At 65.7% G+C, this 18,054-nt stretch carries 25 protein-coding genes; 18 read left to right on the forward strand and 7 right to left on the reverse strand.

Features of this window, described 5'->3' with window-relative positions:
* Positions 1–204: 204 nt before the first annotated feature.
* Positions 205–1,116: a DMT family transporter gene (locus ACFPFW_RS07095; protein WP_114956638.1), complete on the reverse strand. Its 912-nt coding sequence runs from the start codon at positions 1,114–1,116 to the stop codon at positions 205–207.
* A gap of 185 nt (positions 1,117–1,301) precedes the next feature.
* Between ACFPFW_RS07095 and ACFPFW_RS07100 the strand changes: the two genes are divergently transcribed.
* On the forward strand, positions 1,302–1,838 hold the full coding sequence (locus tag ACFPFW_RS07100) for a tetratricopeptide repeat protein (protein ID WP_114956637.1): 537 nt from the start codon (positions 1,302–1,304) through the stop codon (positions 1,836–1,838).
* 4 nt (positions 1,839–1,842) lie between these two features.
* Here ACFPFW_RS07100 and ACFPFW_RS07105 read toward each other — a convergent pair whose 3' ends face one another.
* Entirely contained in the window at positions 1,843–2,067 is a 225-nt protein-coding gene (locus tag ACFPFW_RS07105) for a DUF1003 domain-containing protein (protein ID WP_379770055.1), read from the reverse strand.
* 28 nt (positions 2,068–2,095) lie between these two features.
* Between ACFPFW_RS07105 and ACFPFW_RS07110 the strand changes: the two genes are divergently transcribed.
* The gene (locus ACFPFW_RS07110) at positions 2,096–2,395 is read left to right on the forward strand and encodes a GlsB/YeaQ/YmgE family stress response membrane protein (RefSeq protein WP_379770058.1); all 300 of its coding nucleotides are present in this window, start codon (positions 2,096–2,098) and stop codon (positions 2,393–2,395) included.
* A gap of 201 nt (positions 2,396–2,596) precedes the next feature.
* Positions 2,597–3,115, forward strand: coding sequence for a ferritin-like domain-containing protein (locus tag ACFPFW_RS07115; protein ID WP_114956636.1), 519 nt, complete (start codon positions 2,597–2,599; stop codon positions 3,113–3,115).
* A gap of 105 nt (positions 3,116–3,220) precedes the next feature.
* Here ACFPFW_RS07115 and bla read toward each other — a convergent pair whose 3' ends face one another.
* The 4 genes from bla to ACFPFW_RS07135 form a co-directional block, all read right to left on the reverse strand.
* Entirely contained in the window at positions 3,221–4,162 is a 942-nt protein-coding gene (gene bla, locus ACFPFW_RS07120; protein ID WP_379770063.1) for a subclass B3 metallo-beta-lactamase, read from the reverse strand.
* Between the two features lie 342 nt (positions 4,163–4,504).
* Complete coding sequence (locus ACFPFW_RS07125; protein WP_114956634.1) at positions 4,505–4,921, reverse strand: cupin domain-containing protein; 417 nt, start codon at positions 4,919–4,921, stop codon at positions 4,505–4,507.
* Positions 4,922–4,933: 12 nt separating this feature from the next.
* On the reverse strand, positions 4,934–5,689 hold the full coding sequence (locus tag ACFPFW_RS07130; RefSeq protein WP_114956633.1) for an SDR family oxidoreductase: 756 nt from the start codon (positions 5,687–5,689) through the stop codon (positions 4,934–4,936).
* 115 nt (positions 5,690–5,804) lie between these two features.
* Positions 5,805–6,197, reverse strand: a complete 393-nt coding sequence (locus ACFPFW_RS07135) for a DUF930 domain-containing protein (protein WP_379770067.1) — start codon at positions 6,195–6,197, stop codon at positions 5,805–5,807.
* A gap of 290 nt (positions 6,198–6,487) precedes the next feature.
* Between ACFPFW_RS07135 and ACFPFW_RS07140 the strand changes: the two genes are divergently transcribed.
* The 13 genes from ACFPFW_RS07140 to ACFPFW_RS07200 all read left to right on the forward strand — a co-directional run bounded on the left by ACFPFW_RS07140 (position 6,488) and on the right by ACFPFW_RS07200 (position 15,754).
* Positions 6,488–7,696, forward strand: coding sequence for a cytochrome P450 family protein (locus ACFPFW_RS07140; protein ID WP_114956691.1), 1,209 nt, complete (start codon positions 6,488–6,490; stop codon positions 7,694–7,696).
* A 201-nt stretch (positions 7,697–7,897) separates the two neighbouring features.
* Positions 7,898–8,401 (forward strand): hypothetical protein, encoded by a 504-nt coding sequence (locus ACFPFW_RS07145; RefSeq protein ID WP_114956632.1) that lies wholly within the window; start codon positions 7,898–7,900, stop codon positions 8,399–8,401.
* Positions 8,402–8,414: 13 nt separating this feature from the next.
* Positions 8,415–9,668, forward strand: coding sequence for a DNA-packaging protein (locus ACFPFW_RS07150; RefSeq protein WP_114956631.1), 1,254 nt, complete (start codon positions 8,415–8,417; stop codon positions 9,666–9,668).
* Positions 9,669–9,862: 194 nt separating this feature from the next.
* Entirely contained in the window at positions 9,863–11,026 is a 1,164-nt protein-coding gene (locus ACFPFW_RS07155) for a phage portal protein (RefSeq protein ID WP_114956630.1), read from the forward strand.
* A 140-nt stretch (positions 11,027–11,166) separates the two neighbouring features.
* Positions 11,167–11,349 carry a hypothetical protein gene (locus tag ACFPFW_RS07160; RefSeq protein WP_114956629.1) on the forward strand — a complete coding sequence of 61 codons (183 nt, stop codon included), beginning with the start codon at positions 11,167–11,169 and terminating at the stop codon, positions 11,347–11,349.
* Between the two features lie 2 nt (positions 11,350–11,351).
* Entirely contained in the window at positions 11,352–11,477 is a 126-nt protein-coding gene (locus tag ACFPFW_RS07165) for a hypothetical protein (protein WP_379770072.1), read from the forward strand.
* A gap of 109 nt (positions 11,478–11,586) precedes the next feature.
* Positions 11,587–12,144 (forward strand): HK97 family phage prohead protease, encoded by a 558-nt coding sequence (locus ACFPFW_RS07170; RefSeq protein ID WP_114956628.1) that lies wholly within the window; start codon positions 11,587–11,589, stop codon positions 12,142–12,144.
* Positions 12,145–12,341: 197 nt separating this feature from the next.
* Positions 12,342–13,610, forward strand: coding sequence for a phage major capsid protein (locus ACFPFW_RS07175; RefSeq protein ID WP_114956627.1), 1,269 nt, complete (start codon positions 12,342–12,344; stop codon positions 13,608–13,610).
* A 196-nt stretch (positions 13,611–13,806) separates the two neighbouring features.
* A complete protein-coding gene (locus tag ACFPFW_RS07180) occupies positions 13,807–14,364 on the forward strand; it encodes a head-tail connector protein (RefSeq protein ID WP_114956626.1) in 558 nt (185 codons plus the stop codon).
* Complete coding sequence (locus tag ACFPFW_RS07185) at positions 14,364–14,690, forward strand: phage head closure protein (RefSeq protein ID WP_114956625.1); 327 nt, start codon at positions 14,364–14,366, stop codon at positions 14,688–14,690. The genes ACFPFW_RS07180 and ACFPFW_RS07185 overlap by 1 nt, the downstream gene beginning before the upstream one ends.
* Entirely contained in the window at positions 14,687–14,860 is a 174-nt protein-coding gene (locus ACFPFW_RS07190) for a hypothetical protein (RefSeq protein ID WP_162799638.1), read from the forward strand. The genes ACFPFW_RS07185 and ACFPFW_RS07190 overlap by 4 nt, the downstream gene beginning before the upstream one ends.
* Positions 14,857–15,261, forward strand: coding sequence for a DUF3168 domain-containing protein (locus ACFPFW_RS07195; RefSeq protein WP_114956624.1), 405 nt, complete (start codon positions 14,857–14,859; stop codon positions 15,259–15,261). Before ACFPFW_RS07190 ends, ACFPFW_RS07195 begins: the two co-directional genes overlap by 4 nt.
* A gap of 82 nt (positions 15,262–15,343) precedes the next feature.
* Entirely contained in the window at positions 15,344–15,754 is a 411-nt protein-coding gene (locus ACFPFW_RS07200; protein ID WP_114956690.1) for a phage major tail protein, TP901-1 family, read from the forward strand.
* A 160-nt stretch (positions 15,755–15,914) separates the two neighbouring features.
* Here the strand turns inward: ACFPFW_RS07200 and ACFPFW_RS07205 are convergent, their stop codons facing one another.
* Positions 15,915–16,754 carry a hypothetical protein gene (locus ACFPFW_RS07205; protein WP_162799637.1) on the reverse strand — a complete coding sequence of 280 codons (840 nt, stop codon included), beginning with the start codon at positions 16,752–16,754 and terminating at the stop codon, positions 15,915–15,917.
* Positions 16,755–16,850: 96 nt separating this feature from the next.
* Here ACFPFW_RS07205 and ACFPFW_RS07210 point away from each other — a divergent pair, with 96 nt between their 5' ends.
* Both ACFPFW_RS07210 and ACFPFW_RS07215 read left to right on the forward strand, forming a co-directional pair.
* Entirely contained in the window at positions 16,851–17,183 is a 333-nt protein-coding gene (locus ACFPFW_RS07210) for a gene transfer agent family protein (protein ID WP_114956622.1), read from the forward strand.
* A 192-nt stretch (positions 17,184–17,375) separates the two neighbouring features.
* On the forward strand, positions 17,376–18,002 hold the full coding sequence (locus tag ACFPFW_RS07215) for a phage distal tail protein, Rcc01695 family (RefSeq protein ID WP_114956621.1): 627 nt from the start codon (positions 17,376–17,378) through the stop codon (positions 18,000–18,002).
* Positions 18,003–18,054 lie beyond the last annotated feature (52 nt).

Raw genomic sequence — 18,054 nt, forward strand, 5'->3', positions numbered from 1 at the left:
GAGGGAACTGAACAAAGAGGTTGCGGCGGCGTGGAAAGCAAGACACGCCCTCGCGAATGAGGCCGGTCCTGCCGGGGAACAGTCCCGGTGCGCGCTTCCTTAGGATGCACCTCGAAATACCAGCCCTGACCGTTGCGCGGCAAAGCTGGGGCGAGGGACCGGAAACCGGAGCAGCGTCCGGTCCGCACCTCTATTTCCCCATATTCACCTGCGTGCCGAAGCGGACCCCCGCAACAACCTGAACACCCGTCCGTCGATCGCGGCCAATCCGAGCGTGATGAAGGCCATGCCGGCGAAATGCTTCGGTTCGAGTCGCTCGCCGAGGACGAGCGAGCCCAGGAGAATCGCCGAGACCGGAACGAGGAAGGTGACCAGAGCGACATTGGTCGCGCCGGAGCTCGAGAGGATGCGGAAGAACAGGACGTAGGCGAGCGAGGTCGACAGCGCGGCGATGCCGAGGATGGCGAGCCATGACTTGAGGCTCGGCATCGGCAGGGTCCACGGTGCGTCGAGGGCGAGCGCGACTGGGGACAGCAGGACGGCGGCCATGGTGACCTGGCCGGTCGCGGCGATGAGCGGCGGAATGCCTAGCCGCTTGAACACCCGCGCATAGACCCCGACCAGGGCGTAGGAGATCGTCGCGCAGAGGACGGCGATCTGCGCCCAGACATGGTTGCCGAGCCCGGCCAGCGCGTCCGGCCCGATCATCAGCGCCACACCCGCGAAGCCGACGAGGACGCCGAGCACGCGGTTGCCGGTGAGCTTTTCGTCGCTCGTCAGGAGGTGGGCGACGATCGCGGTCGAGATCGGCGTCGTGGCATTGAGGATCGAGGCGAGACCGGAGGCGATATGGGTCTGGCCCCAGACGATAAGACAGAACGGCAAAGTCGAGCCGAGGAAGCCGGCGACTGTGAAGGCGAACCAGGCCTTCGGATCGCGTGGCATCGATTGGCCGCGGGCACGGACGACCACGAGGAGGATGATCGCGGCGAGGCTGACCCGGAGCGCGACCAAAGTGAGCGGCGGGAGTTCCTTCACCGCGATGCCGACGAAGAAGAACGAGCCGCCCCACAGGACCGAGAGCGCGAGGAGCAGGCCCCAGTCCGCCGGGGACATGGTGCGGTTGATGGCCGGGAGGGGGGACACGGGCACTCCTTTGACGGTGCGTCGTGCATGGATTGCCGGCGTGGTTCAACCCGATTTCTGTGATGCCGGACGCCACCATTTCTGATGGATCACTGTGATTGCCAAACGGCTGTCGCGTTGCGGGGGTCTACTGGGCGTGTGCGAAGGAGGATGCGATGACCGCGATCCCGTTCCATACCGTGACCGCCCTCTTGCTCTTCGGGCTTCTGCCGTTCCTGACCGCGACCGGGAGCCGGGCGGCGTGGACGGAGCGGGAGGAGGAGCCCGTCTGCGAGGCTGGCCAACTCTGGGATGCGAGGAACAGTGTCTGCATCGCGGCCGAGGGCGCGAACCTGCCCGACGGAAATTTGCTCGATTACGCGCGGGCGCTCGCCGATGCCGGACGCTACCAGGAGGCGCTCGGCGTGCTGGATCTGCTGAAGGCGCCGGAAACCGCCAAGGCGCTGAACATCCGCGGCTTCGCGACCCGCAAGCTCGGCCGGACCGCCGAAGGGATCGCGCATTATCTCAAGGCAGTGGCACTCGACCCGGATTTTCCCGAGGCGCGAGAATATCTGGGCGAGGCCTATGTCACCACGGGCAGGTTCGATCTGGCGCGCGAGCAACTGGCGCAGATCGAGCGGATCTGCGGCAGGTTCTGCCCGGAATATGTGGAACTCGCGGGAGAGATCGGAAAGGCGCAGGCGCGGTGACGGGTCAGCCTCGCCGCCGCCCGGGCCGCGTGGAGATGCCGACCAGCCGCGCGATCTCGGTCTGCAGCGTATCGATCTTCTCGTGCAGAGCGGCGATCTCGGACTCGGACCGGAGATTGGTCTCGTAATCGAGGCGGGCATCCAGCCGGTCCTTCGCCGCCTGCCGGTTCTGGCTTATCATGATGACAGGCGCGGTTCGCGACATGCTGCATGCACGCGCCGGTCGCATATTCCGGCGATGCGCGATGGAGAGGTCGATGATGCCGTCTGTCGATCAGGTCGTGGTCTGGATATTCGTCGGTCTGCTCGGCGGAAGCCTCGCGGGCCTGGTCATCACCTGGGATCGCCGCGGTTTCGGCCTGCTCCGCAACCTTGCGGTGGGGCTGGTCGGCGCGTTCGTCGGCGGGCTGCTGTTCAGGCTGTTCGGACTGCTTCCGGGGCTCGAGGGAATCTCGATCTCGCTGAGGGATGTGGTCTCGGCGTTCGTCGGATCGCTAATCGTATTGACGGGGCTGTGGATCTGGCAACGGACGGTCCGCAAGCGCGACGTGATGTGACCGCGATCCGCGTCGCGCTGTAACCGGTACGTAACTGTTTGGGCGTTGAGGCCTCGCGCCTAAGGACTAGCACCGTCCGGTGAATCTAAGCCGGCATGGCTGGATGACGGCTTGAAGCCGGAGCGGTCGGCATGTGGGGCGTGGGAACGCAATCCTGTGCGCAGTGTTTCCCATCGGGGCTGGCGATTCAGGGAGTTTCCGATGCGACACGACAACGATACGGCCCTCGATATTTACCTGACCGGCCTGCGGAACGCGCATGCGCTGGAGAACGAAGCGCTGTCGATCATGCAGCCGCAGATATCGCGGCTCGAGCACTATCCCGAACTCCTCGCGCGGCTGAAGGAGCATGTCCGCGAGACGGAGGCGCAGATCAAACGCCTGGAGACGATCCTGAAGGATTTCGACGAAGGGTCGTCGACGATCAAGGATGTCGGCGGCAGGATCATGGGCGGGCTGGCCGCGCTGGGCCACAGCATGGCGGGCGACGAGGTCCTGAAGAATACGTTGGCCAATTACGCGTTCGAGAATTACGAGATCGCGGCCTACAAATCGCTCATCGCGCTGGCCGATGCGACCAAGCAGTCCGCGCATGTGAAGCTGCTCGAACAGAGCCTCGGCGAGGAGATCGCGATGGCGAGCTTCATCGAGAACCATATCGAGGACACGACGCTGAAATTCCTGCGGCTGTCTGAGGCCGGCCGAACGGCGAAGGTGTAATAATTACGTCCCGGAGATCGTCATGCTCCGGCTTGATCGGAGCATCCAGTCGCGGGCCTTCGGCCGAGCCGGAGGATGATGTCGTCAGAGGATGACGGCTTCTAGCTACGGCCCCTCCGCGCTCTTCCGCGCGGGGGCCATTTCCTTGTCCATCTGGTCCTCGAAGGCGCGGCGCTGGGTGGCGACGAACTTTCGGTAACCTTCGGGGTCGACCCAGGCCGAGACGCCTTCGGTCGTGGCGCGTTCGCGCTTTCCGTCGAAATCCATCTTCTCCAGATGCGACGAGAACCAGATGTCGGGCTTCAGCATTTCCAGGCGGTGAAGCGTGTTGCGGTAGTCGGCCTCGATGCCGGGATAGGACGGTCTGTCGGCGAGGCGATAGCCGGGATTGATGCCGCCGCCATCGGGAAAGGCCAATGAGTAGGCCTTGCCGCCGTCGACGATCGTGGTGGTCCAGGTCGTGGCGCCCCTGGTGTGGCCGGGGGTGTGCAGGGCGGTGAGGACGACGTCGCCGAGCCTGACCTGATCGCCGTCGCGCAGGACCCGGTCGACATAGGCCGGGGCGAAGCCCAAGACGTCGACGTCGCGACCATAGAAGAAATCGCTCTCGCCGCCGCTTTCGAGGTTCTGCACCTCGGAATCCATGGCGGCGACCTTCGCGCCGAACAATTGCTTGATGTAGGCGTGGCCGCCGGCGTGGTCGATATGGGCGTGGCCGGTGAGCAGGATCTTGATGTCGTCCGGACTGAAGCCGAGCTTGCGGATCGACGCCTCGATCATCGGGCCCGACGAGGGCATTCCGGTGTTAAGCAGGATGAGGCCTTCGGTCGTGGTGAACAGCCAGGCGCCGAGGCCCTTCGTTCCGACGAAATAGAGCGGGCCGATGATCTTCACCGGCTCGGCCGGCTCTTCCCAACGAAGAGTCCTGGACGCAGTTTCGAGAAAGGCCTTGTTCTCCTCGGTCGTCTGGGCGCGCGACGGCACGGACTGGCCGAGCAGCAGAGCCGCTGCCAGCGCGGCAAGGAGAATGCGAATTCCGCCAAGCATCGTGTTCCTCTGCCCCAGCATGAAGGAACGTCAATGACAGGATTATAGGGCCGGTTTTCGCGGAGTACCTATTGCGAAGGTCGTTCAGCGACCTAGCTCGGCCGGTTCGGGAATCGGATCAGGCGGTGAAGCCGTAGATGACGCCAGCCGCGCCGAGGGCAAGCAGCGCGACGACGACCAGGGCAGAGCAGGCCGGAGAGTTCGGCAGCTATCAGCATGTGAGCGTTTCCCGGTGCGGTCTTGATGCCGCCGGGGAGGAGCGTAGCTGAGCCGGCGTGTTCGGCAACCGGTATGATTGCGCGCGCGAAAGGCGGCCCGGCACGGCCGGACCGCCTCGGCGTCTTATTTCTTGATCGGCGTCACGAGCACTTTGTCGTCGGTGTCGACGACAAAGACGGCGAAGAGCTTCGCCGGCTTGGTCGTGCTCGCATTGGCGCTGACATTATGGTGATCGCCCGGGTTTTCCGACCAGTTCTGACCCGGGCCGAAGGTCTGTTCGGGACCGTCGTTGACCTGGCTCCGGATCTCGCCTTCGAGCACGGTGGCGTAGATGAAGGCGGACTTCGGATGAGTGTGCGCGGCGTTGGCGCCGCCCGGCTCGTATTCGACGAGGACGCCCCTGATGCTCTTGCCGGGAACGTTGGGAAGCTCGTGCTCGTAGACGAGCGTCACTTTCGTGCCCTTGCTGCCGTCATCGGCGGCGGCTGTACCGGCGGAGATGGCCATCAGCAGCGCGGCGGAGAGGAGATATCTGATCATCGGATCGCCTCCTCACGCCGCGACCAGGGACTGGGCGAGCCAATCCTCGTAGCGGATCCTGCCGATGCGCGCCTCGCCGAGCGGGACCAGCGACTGGTCGTCGATCGGTGTGCCGAAATAGGGGGCTGAGGCGTCCGCCACGATATTGCGCGGGTCGTTGTGCGCGTTGAGCCAACGGCCGACGACCTCGTCGAACGGGACACGTTCCGGACCGGCGGTGTCGATCGTGCCGTTGAGGGGCGGGGAGATCGCGGTCTCTGCCACGGCCGCCGCGACATCGTCGGCCGCCATGAACTGGACCTTGGCGGACGGAACGCGGACGGTCTGCCCTTCGGTAGCCGATTGCGCGATCGCGCCGACGAACTCGAAGAACTGGGTGGCGCGGACGATCGACCACGGCACGCCGCCGGCCTTGATCAGCTTTTCCTGGGCGGCCTTGGCGTGGAAGTAGCCGTTGCCCGGCGGGCGATCGGTGTTGACAATCGAGAGGGCGACGTGGTGCCGGACGCCTGCGCGCTTTTCGGCGGCGAGGATGTTGCGGGTCGACGTCTCGAAGAAGTCGAGGACGGCCTGCGGCTCAAAGGACGGGGAATTGGTGACGTCGATGACGACGTCGACGCCCTTCAGGACCTCGTCCAGGCCTTCGCCGGTGAGGGTGTTGACACCCGTGGACGGCGACGACTGGACGACTTCATGACCGATCTGGCGCAGCTGGTTCGCGGTCTTGGTGCCGATCAGGCCCGTGCCGCCGATGATGACGATTTTCATGTCTCAGCCTCATGCTTTCCGCACGCGACCGTTGGGGGATCAAGGCGCGTGCTTGCAGGGGTGACGAGCCAGCGTGCGCAGATGTGACATGATCGCCGAATTTTTTTGTCCGGCCTTACTGCACCAACTGGTGCTCGGCCCATTCGCCCTTCGGAATGGGCTTGCCCAGATTATAGGTGAACGACTGAATGTCGAGACCGTCGTCCGTGGTCTGGCAGGAATAGGAGATGTGGTACCACATCGTGCCGATATGGATGGCGCCGCCGGGGGCGACGATCCTGTTGCCTTGGGCTTTCGGATCACCGTAGGCATAGGCGATGATCGAATCCGGCTGCATGCCGGCATGGTCGCGGCTGACCTGGCCCATGGCGCGGCCGTCGCAGCGCTGCTCTCGGCGGGCTTCCGGGGACAGCTTCATCAGTTCGGCGTTGATCCTGGTGTCTGGAGTGGCGGCGAGCGCCGGGGCTGCGAGCACGGCGAAGAAGGCCGCGAGGACGGGCTTGGACAAGGCGAGAATCCCCCGTTTCTGTTTCGCTTTGAGACCGGGAATAGCCCGCTTCGGTCGGTGCTGGCGATGCTGCTAAAGACGGAGCTACTCATCGATCTAGGAAAATAAGCATTGATGGCGTGACGCTGCTCGGCTACACCGATCCCATTCTCGCTAGGACCGATGGCTTTCGGCGGTGTCTGTTCGAGAGGGTTTCCGTCTGACCTTCTGACGGTCGCCCGGCGAAAACTCGCCATGGTGCATGTTGCGGCCCAATTAGCCGACCTGACAGGCACCGCCAGGGTTCAATGATGATGCCGCGCATCGATATCGCCAGCCAGGACTATTTCCGTGATCCGGCGGCCGAGATCGCGCGTCTGAGAGCCGTCGGGCCCGTCGTTCGGATCCGGTTTCCGATCGTGGGTAGCGTCTGGATCACGACGACACAGGAACTGGCCAGCCGCGTGCTGAAGGACAGCGAAAATTTCACCCTGCGCAAGGATGGCGCGGTTGCCGGGCTTCGGTGGTGGATGCCAGGGGTAATACGGGCCGTCGCCGACAACATGCTGACGATGGACGAGCCCGACCACAGCCGACTGCGGGACATCGTGGATGAAGCCTTCCGGCGACGGGCGGTCCTCGACATGGAACCGCACATCCTCGCCATCGCCCAAGAACTGGCGGACCAGCTCTTTTCCGAGGGGAGCCCGGCTGATCTGGTCGAGCGATATTCGCGCAGGCTGCCGCTTGCCGTCATCTGCGAACTGCTCGGATTGCCGCAAGAGGACAGGCCGAGGTTCATGGCATGGATGGCCGGCTTCACACGCCTCACCAGCGCCATCGGCTTCCTGGGTCTCATTCCCGCAATGGTGGGGATGAGGCGCTACCTGGGAGCGCGCATCGAGATCGCTCGCACGCATGGCGGCGAGGGGCTGATCGCGGAGCTTGTCCGCGTCGAGAAGGAGGGCGGCCGTATCAGCGCCCGCGAGATGGTGGCGATGGTCTTTCTGCTGCTTGGGGCAGGCTCGGAGACCACGACGCACCTGATCAGCGGATCCGTCCATGAATTGACGAAAAATCCGGCGCTTCGCGATTGGCTCAAGGACGATTGGAGCCGCCTCAATCTGGCCATCGAGGAGTTCCTCCGTTTCATCTCGCCCGTGCAGTTCACGAAGCCGCGCTTCGTCCGGCAGGACATGGACCTCGACGGTGTCCGGGTGAGGAAGGGCGAGAAGGTCATGGCCATGCTGGCGGCCGCCAATATGGACCCGGATGCGAACGAACAGCCGGAACGACTCGATCTCGAAAGGCAGCCCAACCGGCATCTTGCCTTCGGTACGGGCATCCATTTCTGCCTTGGCCACCAGCTTGCGCGCATCGAAGGCAAATGCGCCTTGAGAGCTTTGTTCGAGCGCTGGCCGAACCTCGAACTGGGTGTGCCGGAGTCGCAGGTGCGGTGGCGCGAGCGGCCTGGTCTCAGGGCAATTGCGAGCCTGCCCGTGGTGGCGGGCAAGCGATGATCTTCACGAGCGACGTTGCGGACGAGAATGTCACGCATCGTCTCGCATGATCGAAATCGAATGCCTTTCGGCTGCGCCACCATCGATTTAGGAAAATATACCTTGACACCGTGACGCTGCTCGGGTACATAAGGCCCATGTTCGAGAAATGCGGGCGGCGGCCACCGGCGACGGGGTCGCCGCTTTCGTTTGGAGGCGCGGTTGAACGGGGTCGAAGACGAAATCACGGCGCAGGCGCGGCGGCTCTACGAGGAGACCTCGATCCCGGTATCCGAGATCGCCGCGTTGATGCGGCTCGGCCGACGAGGGTTTCACAAGAGGATCAAGGCTCTCGGGTGGACGCCAAGACGTGGGCCGGCAGGATCGAAGCCGGCGCCGGTCGAGCCGCTGGCATCTGACCCGCGCGATGCGATCGCCGACCGCGCGGGTCTGATCGCCCGCATCCGCGAAACGGTGGACCGCGAGATTGCCGAAATCGACCAGAGCCTGAAACGGCTGGATAGGTTGACCGGGGCAGGCGAGATGGAGCGTTCAGCCAAGACCCTGGCGACTTTGGTGAAGACGCTCTCGGAACTGAAGAAGCTGGACGAGGCCGATAAGGGGCCCGCGGCACAGGAGGACGATGATCCCCGCGACATCCACGAGTTCCGACTTGATCTTGCGACACGCCTGGACGCGCTGCACCGAAGCCGGACTGAGGGATGAGGCGCTGGCGCTGATGCCACGGCGCGAGGTCGCGCGGTGGGCGAACGACTGGAGCTATTTCGCCCGCGAAGACCAGAAACCGCCGCCCGGCGACTGGGGCGTCTGGCTTTTCATGGGCGGGCGCGGCGCGGGGAAGACGCGGGCGGGAGCCGAGTGGGTCTCGGCGCTGGCTTGCGGGGACAGGGAATTCACCAGCGAGCCTGTCGGACGCATCGCCCTGATCGGCGAGACGGCGGCCGATGTGCGTGAGGTGATGATCGAGGGCGTGTCGGGGATTTTGTCGCTCGGCGGCAGGGTGCGACCGCTGTGGGAGCCGTCGCGCAAAAAGCTGACCTGGCCGAACGGCGCGGTGGCGCAATGCTTCTCGGCCGAGGACCCGGAGGCGCTGCGCGGGCCGCAATTCGGCGCGGCCTGGTGCGACGAGCTCGGCAAATGGAAGAGGGCGGAGGAGGTGTGGGACATGCTGCAATTCGGGATGCGGCTCGGCACGGCGCCGCGCCAGATGGTGACGACGACGCCACGGCCGATCACGCTGCTGAAGAAGCTGATGGCGGACCCGAAGACGGCGGTGACGCATGCGACGACGCGCAAGAACGCGCTCAACCTCGCGCCGCGCTTCCTGGAGACGGTGGTCGGCCGCTATGGCGGGACGCGTCTCGGGCGGCAGGAACTCGACGGCGAGATCGTCGAGGAGCGGGCGGATGCGCTGTGGTCTCGCGAGATGATCGAGGCGGCGCGGGTGGATGAGGCGCCGGAGCTGAGGCGGATCGTGGTGGCGGTGGACCCGCCGGCTGGAGGCGGACGAAGATCGGACGCCTGCGGGATCGTGGTCGCCGGGCGGGCGGCGAACGGCATGGTCTATGTGCTGGAGGATGCGACGATAGAGGGATCGCGACCGGACCTCTGGGCGGCGAAGGCGGTGGCGGCGTGGAAACGGCATGAGGCCGACGCGCTGGTGGCCGAGGCGAACCAGGGCGGGGCGATGGTGCGATCGGTGATTTCGCAGGCGGATGCGGGCGTGCCGGTGACGCTCGTCCATGCGACGCGGGGGAAATGGCTGCGGGCGGAGCCGGTGGCGAACCTCTATGCGCAGGGCCGGGTGCGGCATTTGCGGGCTTTGCCGGAGCTCGAGGACGAGTTGTGTGACTTTGGGTTGGATGGCTTGAGTTCGGGACTGTCGCCGGATCGGCTGGATGCGCTTGTGTGGGCGGTGACGTCGCTGGCTCTGAGCGGGCGAGGCGGAGAGCCGCGGGTGAGGGGTTTGTAACCCCTCTCCCTAACTAGGGAGAGGGTCGAGTCGCGTTTGCGCGACCGGGGTGAGGGGGAACTCTCCGCATACTCTGAATACTTGAGGAGCCGCTTCGCGGCGCCCCTCATCCCGCTCGCTGCGTACCGCAGCGAGTCGGCCTTCTCCCTCGTTGGGGCGAAGGCATCGCGACCGCCGTTACTCGGAGAAAATCAATGTTCCCAGGACTGCAGAACCTCCTTCGCCGCGTGGGCGGGGAGGAGAAGGCTTCGCGCACGGGTTCGGTGATCGCGCTGCATCAGGCCGGGCGGCCGGTCTGGACGCCGCGTGATTATGCGACGCTGACGCGGGAAGGGTTCGTGCGGAACGCCGTGGTGTTCCGCTGCGTGCGGACGATCGCGGAGGCGGCGGGTTCGGCGCCGCTCGTGCTCTACGAGAACGGAAAGGCGCTCGACGAGCATCCGCTGCTCGATCTCTTGGCGCGGCCGAATGCGCGGCAGAGCGGGGCGGTGTTCCTGGAGGCGCTGGCGGGGCATCTGCTGGTGGCGGGCAATGCCTATGCCGAGATGGTCGCGGTAGACGGCGCGCCGCGCGAGCTGCATGCACTGCGGCCCGACCGGATGAAGGTGGTGCCGGGGCCGGACGGCTGGCCGGAGGCCTATGAGTATTCGGTCGGCGCCGAGACGGTGCGGTTCCGGCAGGACGCGGCTGTGCCGCCGGTGCTGCACCTCGCCTTCTTCCATCCGCTCGACGACCATTACGGCTTCTCGCCGCTCGAAGCCGCCGCGCAGGCGCTCGACGTCCACAACGCGGCGTCGGCCTGGAATAAGGCGCTGCTCGACAATGCGGCTCGGCCCTCCGGCGCGCTGGTCTATGCCGGCCCCGAGGGAGCGAATCTGACCGACGACCAATTCGAGCGGTTGAAGGAGGAACTGGATAGCCAGTTCTCCGGGCCGCGCAATGCCGGCCGGCCGCTCCTGCTCGACGGCGGGCTCGACTGGAAGGCGATGGCGCTGACGCCGAAGGACATGGATTTCATGCAGGCCAAGAACGGCGCGGCGCGCGAGATCGCGCTGGCCTTTGGCGTGCCGCCGATGCTGCTCGGGATACCGGGCGACAACACATACGCGAACTATCAGGAGGCGAACCGGGCGCTGTGGCGGCAGACCGTGCTGCCGCTGCTCGGCCGCGTGCTGGGCGATATCGCGCATTGGTTGGGGCCGGCGTTCGGCGAGGCGGCTTTGAGGGTCGAGCCGGATCTCGACCGGATCGAGGCGCTGAGTTCGGATCGTGAGGCGCTTTGGCGGCGCGTGGAGGCGGCGAGCTTCCTGACCGACGAGGAGAAGCGGCAGGCGGTGGGGTATGGGAGTGGCTCTTAGCCTCTCCCGCACAGCGGGAGAGGTCGAGTTGCCGAAGGCAACCGGGTGAGGGCAAGCCATGGCTCAGTATCTGCCCTCACTCCGCTCGCTGCCGCGAGTCGGCTCTCTCCCGCAGGCGGGAGAGAGGAAGGAGCACAGCAATGCCCGACATCATCGATCACATCGCCCAGCGCGGCGACCTCGCGCATCTGGCGCTGGTGTTCGCCAGCGCGGGCTGGGGCGCGTTCGTGATGAGCTTTCGCGAGCTTGCCCGCGCCAATCGGCGGTTCGAGGCGTTCGTGCGGGAGCTCGCGCGGTTCAACAGCCGGTTCCTGGGGGACTGAGAATGCAGCAGGATGCCGACACCATCATCCGCACCTTTGTCGCGGTGCTCGCCGCGCTGGCGGTGAACCGGAGGACCCATCAAGGCCGTGCCACCTCGCGTGGATCCTCAGGTCAAGCCGGAGGATGACGGCTCAAATTGTCGCCTCACGCTGAGGCTGAGTTTCAATCACCGCCGCCGCTTCTGGATTGCCGGGTCTGGCCCGGCAATGACGGAGGGGCGTGTCCTGGAGTAGCCGATGCCCGTTTTCACGCCCGTCACCGAGACCAAGAAGCTGTCGCGGCCGCCCAACATCATTGGCGGTTCGGGGTCGGGGGTGATCTCCGGCTATGCCAGCCTGTTCGGCGAGACCGATCTCGGCGGTGACCTGATCGTGAAGGGCGCGTTCGCCGATACGCTGCGCCGGAACGGCGCGCGGCGGGTGAGAATGCTGTTCCAGCACGACCCGGCGCAGCCGATCGGCGTCTGGGACGAGATCCGCGAAGACACGATGGGGCTGCGCGTGCGCGGCCGCCTCAGCCTGCGCGTCGCGAAGGCGCGCGAGGTGTGGGCGCTGATCCAGGACGGCGGGATCGACGGGTTGTCGATCGGCTTCAAGGCGGTGAGCGCGCGGCGCGATGCGCGGACCGGGATCAGGCGGCTGGAGAAGATCGATCTCTGGGAGATCTCGGTCGTGACCTTCCCGATGCTGCCCGAGGCGAGGATCGGTGTGACGAAGGAGACGCCCCTGGCGTTCCGGCCGGAGCGGCGGCCGTTCGGGAGGAATGACGCAGAGGCGGTGTTTCGGCGCGTCTAACCCTCTCCCCTACGAGGGAGAGGGTCGAGAGCGCGAAGCGCTCCGGGGTGAGGGGGACGTCTCCACGAACTCTGAGGAGGCGTCCCCCTCATCCCGCTCGCAATCTGGCGATTGCGAGTCGGCCTCCTCCCTCGTCGGGGAGAAGGCAACAACCAGCCGCCCGTGGGGCGGTTTTTTCATGCCCAACGAGGTGACGAATGAGTGATGCCATGCCCCGCGCGCCCGAGAACAAGGCGGCGGATTTTGTGCCGTCGAGCGGCGATGTGGTCGATGCCTACGACCAGTTCATGCGGGCGTTCGAGAGCTATCGTGACGTCAACGACGAGCGGCTGTCGGAGATCGAGAGTCGGATCACCGCGGACCCCCTGACCGAGGAGAAGCTGGCGCGGATCGACGCCGTGCTCGACCGCCACAAGAGCGTGCTGGACCAGATGGTGCTGAAGTCGCGGCGACCGGCGCTGGGCGGCGATCCGGAGCGGTTCTCGCTCGGCGCCCGCGAGCGGAAATCGGCGTTCGAGGTCTATGTGCGGCGCCGCGATGCGACGGCTTTGACGCGGCTCGACGCGAAGTCGATGTCAGTCGGCTCGAACTCGGACGGCGGCTATCTCGTGCCGGACGAAACCGAGCGCGAGATCGGCACGCGGCTGATCCAGAGCTCGCCGATCCGCGCCATCGCCGGCATCCGCACGATCTCGGCGAACGTCTACAAGAAGCCGTTCGCGACGACCGGCTTCTCGACCGGCTGGGTCGGCGAGACCGACGCCCGCACGCAAACGAACACGCCGAACCTGGCCGAGCTCGAATTCCCGGCCATGGAACTCTACGCCATGCCGGCGGCGACGCAGACCCTGCTCGATGACAACGCGGTCGATCTCGACCAGTGGATCGCGCAGGAGGTCGAGACCGCGTTCGCGACGCAGGAAGGCGCGGCCTTCGTCAACGGCGACGGCGACAAGAAGCCGAAGGGCTTCCTGAACGCGACCAAGGTGGCCGAGGCGAGCTGGAGCTGGGGCAATCTCGGCTATATCGCGACCGGCGTCTCGGGCGACTTCGCCGCGACCGATCCGGCCGACGAACTGGTCGATCTCGTCTATGCGCTGAAGGCAGGATACCGGCAGAATGCGCGCTTCGTGATGAACCGCCGCACGCAGGCCTCGGTGCGCAAGCTGAAGGACGGCGACGGCCGCTATCTCTGGATGCCGCCGGCCGAGGCGGGCGGCGACGCCACCCTGCTCGGCTTCCCGGTGACGGAAGCGGAGGACATGCCGAACATTGCGGCGAACAGCTTCTCGCTGGCGTTTGGCGACTTCCGGCGCGGCTATCTGGTCGTCGATCGTCTCGGCGTGCGGGTGCTGCGCGACCCGTATTCGGCCAAACCATATGTGCTGTTCTACACGACGAAGCGCGTCGGCGGCGGCGTGCAGGATTTCGATGCGATCAAGCTGCTGAAGTTCGGGGTGTCGTGAGTTCTTCCCCTCTCCTGCGAAGCGGGAGAGGGTCGAGAGCGCGTCAGCGCTCCGGGGTGAGGGCAAGCACGATGCTCATTGCCTCACACATGCCCTCACCCGCTCGCTTCGCGAGTCGGCCTCTCCCGTAAACGGGAGAGGCAACCAACCTTCCCCTTCACTATAATCTTGATCCAACCCACGAGACATTGCTGCCATGCCTTTGATCCTGCTCACCGAGCCCGAGGAGGAGCCGCTGTCGCTTGCCGACTTGAAGCTTTTTCTCAAGCTCGATCACGACGAGGACGACACGTTGGTTGGGAGCCTGATCTCGGCCGCGCGGCGGCATGTCGAGACGGTGACCGGGCGGCGGCTGGTCAGCCAGATCTGGCGGCTGGTGCTCGATGCCTGGCCAGCCGATGGGGTGGTCCATCTGCCGCTTGCTCCCGTGGTTGCCGTCGAGGCGGCGCGGCTGCGGGCGGGAGACGGGACGCCGACGGTGCTTGCCACGGGAGGCTGGGTTTTGGACCCGGCGTCGTCGCGCCTGCATGTGCCGTCGCGACCGTCGGTGCTGAGACCGTTCGCCGGGATCGAGATCGACATTCAAGCCGGATATGGCGGCGCCGATGACGTGCCGCCGGGGCTGAAGCAGGCTGTCCGACTGCTCGTCGCGCACTGGTACGAGAACCGCGCGGTCGATTCTGCCGGCGGCCAGATCGCGGTGCCGATCGCGGCGGCGGCACTCATGGCGCCCGAACGCGCGGTGCGGCTCTGATGCCGCCGTCGATCAACCGGATGCGTAAGCGTTTCACCGTGGCGGCGCCGAGCGATGTGCCCGACGGGGCGGGCGGCGTGACCCGGACCTGGGTCGAGAGCGGCGCCGTCTGGGCGTCGATCGAGGCCATCGGCGGCGATTTTCGCTTCGCCTCAGAGAGGGCCGCGCAGACCATTACCCACCGCCTGTCGATGCGGTGGCGCGACGATCTGACTCCGCTCCACAAGCTTCGCGATGGAACGCGAGTCTATGAAATACGTTCTGTTCACGACGCCGATATGGAACGCCGGTTCCTTGTCGCACTGACCTCGGAGATCAAGACATGACCATTGCCCAGGTACTTGCAGCGTACGACAGCTTCACGCGGAAGCTCGCTTCGGGCCGCCGGGCGATGGGTATCGACAGCCGCAATATCCGCACCGAGACGACCGGCTTCGTGCTGGGCGGCGAGGCCTGGCCAGGCGCCATCCCGGTCCGGGTGAGCGTTCGCCGTTGAGCGCTGCGCTCGCTCTGCGGGCGGCGGTTCGGACGAGATTGGCGAATGACGCGGCGCTTGCCGGCCTGCTTGGCGCGGGCCGCGTCTATGACGACGTGCCGGAGAATATCGGCCCGCCCTATGTGGTGATGGCCGATATCGAGAGCCGCGGAGCCGGATCGGATCTTGCCGATGGGCAGGAGCACCGGTTCGCGCTGAATGTCTGGTCTCGCGAGGCGGGCCTTGGACAGGCGCTGAACGCGGCGGCCCACATCGCGGCCTCCCTCGACGGTGCCGATCTCACCGTTGCCGGACACCGGCTCGCCAATCTCCGCTGGCTTGCGACAGACGCGCGGCGTGCCGGCGATGGTCGCCACCGGATGGCGCAACTCCGTTTCCGGGCTCTGACCGAGCCCGACTAGCAATCCACAATGGGCGTGGATGTTTCCCCTGACTCTTGCCCCCGCCCTCACCGGCGGGGGCATTTTTATGTCCGAGGACGAGATGGCTGCTCAGAAGGGCAAGGACCTGCTGCTCAAGATCGGCGACGGTCTCGGCGGCTTCACCACTCTGGCCGGGCTGCGCGCCCGAGGGCTGGCGCTGAATGCCGAGGCGGTGGACGTGACGCATGCGGAAAGCGCCGGGCGCTGGCGCGAATTGCTGGAAGGCGCCGGCGTGAAACGGGCGAGCCTGCAGGGCGCGGGGGTGTTTCGCGACTCAGCCTCCGATGCGCTGGCGAGGGAGCTGTTCTTCAACGGGACGATAAGGCCCTGGCAGATCGTGGTGCCGGGCTTCGGCACGATCGAGGGGCCGTTCCAGATCGTTAGCCTGGATTACCGAGGCGACCACCTCGGCGAGGTGACATTCGACCTGGCGATGGAGAGCGCGGGCGAGGTGGTGTTCGGGACAGCTTGATGCCGTTTTCCGGACAAGTGCGCGGAGTGCACGCCGCTCCGGGGTTCAGCGTTTTGAGTGCGCCGCAGGCGCTCGACAGATAAAGTGCGGCTTCGCCGCGAGGAACGCTGGGTCCCGGTTCTCGCGATGGGCTTCGCCCACGGGGACCGGGACACTGGACTCAGGCCGGGACAGCGGCGGCTGACTCCGTTGCCGTGACGTTCGTACTTCTGATTGCGCGGAAGATGCGGCCGATCAGGGCGCTGCAATAAACGATGTTAATCGCGCCACCGATTCCGACAACCAAAGCGGCCGTCGAGTTGCGCAGAGCTTGTCGATCGAACCCTGCGACTACGTCAGGATCGACCGTGGTGTCCGAGGGCGATAACGCGATCAATATCCCTAGCTCGAGTGCAGACATCGCTAGCATAACGGGGATGGCGAAGACGAGGGACGACAGTATTGCTCTCACGATGAACCAGAATGATCCCGCGCTTTCCTTGAAGGCGTTTTTGAGCATCGGACCCCTCTCATCGAGGGCGAGCGACGGATAAATCGTGACGATGCGCAAGTTGAACCAGATCAGTCCGAGATAGACGACGATCATGATTACCACAGCGATCGCCGTACCTGCGTCTCCGAAGCCGGCCGAAAGGAAGGTCACAAGAAAGATGGCGGTCATCGCCACGGTGAACGAGAGCACACCGATCAAGGCCATCCAGCCTGCCACTCGCCAGAAGGGACGTCCGAACCCGTACGGATGGTTGGTATCGCCGGCCGCGAAATAACGCAGTGGCGAAATACAAAACGGAAAAAGTATCAGCGTGGCCAAAGCTGCGGCGGGGAGCTCCAGCCCAATTTCCTCGTGTGGTCGGGTTTCGATCCCCTGCAAGAGGAATTGCTGAAGGGCGGAGACTGCGTAGAAGACGATGTAGGCGACAGGAAACAAGGCGAGGGCTCGAAAGACGTCTCCGAACGCGCCTTTTGCCGCGCGCCATCCGCTCTTTGATTGTTCGCTCATCCTGGGGACCCCCATCCCTAATCCGATAACGATTTAGCCATGTTTCCAAGTGTTTGGCGACACGGCGAAAGCGGTTTTGCACGATGAGGTTGATCGATGGCGAACCACCACCGAGGCGAGATTTTCGCCGAGCTTGGCGGGCGGAGCCACACGCTCTGCCTGACGCTCGGCGCGCTGGCCGAGCTCGAGGCGGCGTTCGGGGCGGAGGATTTGCTAGCGCTGGCGGCGCGGTTCGAGAGCGGGCGGCTTTCGGCGCGGGATGCAATCCGGATCCTGGGCGCCGGGCTGCGCGGCGGTGGAACGGCGATGAGCGACGAGGAGGTCGCGGCGCTGTCGGCTCCCGGCGGGCTGGCCGGGCATCTCGATGTGGTGGCGCGGCTGCTTTCGGCGACGTTCGGCCCGGGGAGGGCCGACTCAGCCGCAGGCTGAGCGGGGTGGGGGAGGCGGACTTTCCCCGAGTCGGGCATTTCGACAGGTCGTGGCCCCACCCCGGTTCGCGCTCCGCGCGACTCGGCCCTCTCCATTCTGGGGAGGGAGGGCGCCTTCGTTTCCTCATAGCCCTCACCCGCTCGCTTTGCGAGTCGACCTCTCCCGTAAACGGGAGAGGCAAGGGAGCAATTCATGACGACATTCCACGAGGTCCGCTTTCCCATCGAGGTCGCGCTTGGGGCTCGGGGTGGGCCGGAGCGGCGGACCGAGATCGTGACCCTTGGTTCGGGACGCGAGCAGCGGAATGCGCGGTGGGCGCATGCACGGCGGCGCTGGGATGCTGGCTGGGGCGTGAAGTCGCTCTCCGCGCTGTCGGAGGTCGTTTCGTTCTTCGAGGAGCGGCGCGGGCGCCTGCATGGGTTCCGCTGGCGGGACCGGCTGGATTTCTCGTCGGCGGCTCATGGGGCGATGGTGACGGCCGGGGACCAGGTGCTTGGTACGGGCGATGGCGAGCGGACGGTGTTCCGGCTGGTGAAGGCGTATGGCATGGACGATCCGTATCTGAGGCCAATCGTGAAGCCTGTCGCGGGGAGCGTTCGCGTGGCGGTGGCCGGTGAGGAGGTCGCGTCCGGGTTTTCGGTTGATCACGCGGCCGGGACGGTGACGTTCGACGATGCTCCGGCAGTCGGGGTGACGGTCGCGGCCGGGTTTCTGTTCGATGTTCCGGTGCGGTTCGATACCGATTTTCTGGAGGTCGATCTGGCGGCGTTCGAGGCGGGTGCGATCCCGTCGGTGCCGGTGATCGAGGTGCGGGTCTGACCCTTCTCCTGCGAAGCGGGAGAGGGTCGAGTCGTCGTCAGACGACGGGGGT

The sequence above is a fragment of the Flaviflagellibacter deserti genome, from assembly GCF_042652085.1.
Taxonomy (GTDB): domain Bacteria; phylum Pseudomonadota; class Alphaproteobacteria; order Rhizobiales; family Methylopilaceae; genus Flaviflagellibacter; species Flaviflagellibacter deserti.